Genomic DNA, 2,050 nt, shown 5'->3' on the forward strand with positions numbered 1-2,050 from the left:
ATAAAATCAACTAATTTTCTGTCGATATTAAAATTAACTGCATGTACATTCACTTTCATAATAATTATAGGTTTTAATTAAACATTACTTGTTTCTTGGGTGTGCATTGCTGTATACTTTTTTTAACTCTGACAAACTACTGTGCGTGTAAATCTGAGTAGATGACAAACTTGCGTGACCAAGCAACTCTTTAACTGAATTTAAATCTGCACCGTTATTTAACAAATGTGTTGCAAACGAATGCCTAAGAACGTGGGGGCTTCTTTTTACCTTTTCAGATATAGTACTAAAGTAATCATTTATTAATCGATACACAAACGTTTCACTTATTTTATTTCCTTTTTTAGATAAAATTAACTTTTCGGGAGCACCTATATTATCGAGTTCTTTACGTTTTGTTAAATATAATTTTATTACATCAGTAGTGGATGCTAATAAAGGTATAATTCTTTCCTTATTTCTTTTCCCTAACACCTTTATAGTATTGCCATAAAAATCTATTGCATTTGTTTCTAAATTAATTAATTCCGCTCTTCGCATTCCAGTTGCGTATAATAATTCTACAACCAATCTATTTCGAACACTATCAAAATCGGTTTCTAAAAAATGTAATTCAAATAAGGTATTAATTTCTTTTTCAGAAAAAGGAATCTGAACTTGTTTGGGTGTTTTTAACGATTTGTGTTTTACAAAAGGGTTAGTATCTATTTGCTTTGTTTTTAATAGAAACTTGTAAAACGATTTTAAGGATGCCATTTTTCTATTAATAGAAGAAGCTGCAATTTTTGCATCCGACAATTCAACAATCCAACTTCGTATTAACGGGTAATTCACCTCTTCTAACAAACAAGCATCGTGATGTTCATTTAAAAAAGTTTGAAATGACATAATGTCTTTTTGATACGCATTCACAGTGAGCGGAGAATATTTTTTCTCTTTTTCAAGATATTCTAAATGAGATTGTAAATTATTGCGCATAAAAAAACCGTTAGATACAAATTTATAATTTATAATCTAACGGTTAAAGTATTTAATCAAAAAATGATGGATTAACTTTCTAAGTTGTCTCTCATGTTTTGGATGTAAGCCGCTTTTTGTATTTTGATTCTGTTTGTCACAGAAGGCTTAATGAAAGCTTGACGTGCACGTAACTGACGAACAGTTCCTGTTTTATCAAATTTTCTTTTATAGCGCTTTAATGCTCTATCGATATTTTCTCCGTCTTTAATTGGTATAATTAACATAATATTGACACCTCCTCTCGTTAAGTGTGCAAAAGTATATTTTTATTTTTAATAATGAATTATAAATTGTAAATTATTTTTAAAACAACTATTTAACGGCTGGTTTATAATTTTGATTATCGATAATCATTTTCGATAAAATTTCTTTTAAAATTTCTGAAGTACCTCCACCAATTGGACCTAATCGACTGTCTCTTAAAAGTCTTGCTAAAGGATATTCTTCCATATAACCATAACCACCAAGCATTTGTAAACAATCATATATAGCTAAATCAGCTACTTTTGTAGATTTCAATTTTGCCATTGTAGCTTCTTTTACAACGTATTCCCCTTTATTTAATCTGGCAACCGCTGCGTAATTGAAGATTTTACAGTGCTCAACTTCAGTAGCGTGTTCCACCATTGTATGACGCAGCGCTTGAAATTTATTAATTTTACTTCCAAATGCCTCACGTTGCGACATATATTCTATAGTATAATCTATAGCATATTCCGCTCTGGCGTGAGCATTAACTGCCATTATTAATCTTTCAAATGCAAAATGTTGCATAATGTAAGGAAATCCTTTTCCTTCTTCTCCCATTAAATTTTCTAAAGGAATCTCAACATTATCAAATGCAATTTCTGCAGTATCCGATGCTCTCCAACCTAATTTATCAAGTTTAGTTGCAGAAATTCCTTTTAAATTGGTATCTACTAAAAAAATACTAATTCCTTTATTTCCAAGTTCTGGATTTGTTTTTGCAGCTACTATATAATAATCCGCATACACACCATTTGTAATAAATGTTTTTGAACCGTTAATA

General features: G+C 30.0%; 3 protein-coding genes. All 3 read right to left on the reverse strand.

Translation table 11 applies throughout. From position 1 onward, the window contains the following. Positions 1-84: 84 nt before the first annotated feature. The gene (locus tag ABWO04_RS11400; protein WP_353079810.1) at positions 85-978 is read right to left on the reverse strand and encodes a tyrosine-type recombinase/integrase; all 894 of its coding nucleotides are present in this window, start codon (positions 976-978) and stop codon (positions 85-87) included. Between the two features lie 71 nt (positions 979-1,049). Further along, positions 1,050-1,244: a 30S ribosomal protein S21 gene (gene rpsU / locus ABWO04_RS11405; RefSeq protein WP_166127146.1), complete on the reverse strand. Its 195-nt coding sequence runs from the start codon at positions 1,242-1,244 to the stop codon at positions 1,050-1,052. 88 nt (positions 1,245-1,332) lie between these two features. Then, a partial coding sequence (locus tag ABWO04_RS11410; protein ID WP_353079811.1) for an acyl-CoA dehydrogenase family protein occupies positions 1,333-2,050 on the reverse strand: 718 nt, incomplete at its 5' end.

The organism is Flavobacterium sp. (assembly GCF_040382755.1).
GTDB lineage: Bacteria > Bacteroidota > Bacteroidia > Flavobacteriales > Flavobacteriaceae > Flavobacterium.

Coding starts and splice junctions, on each gene's coding strand:
- ABWO04_RS11400 (WP_353079810.1), bottom strand. CDS start 978: ATGCGCAATAATTTACAATCTCATTTAGAATATCTTGAAAAAGAGAAA.
- rpsU (WP_166127146.1), bottom strand. CDS start 1,244: ATGTTAATTATACCAATTAAAGACGGAGAAAATATCGATAGAGCATTA.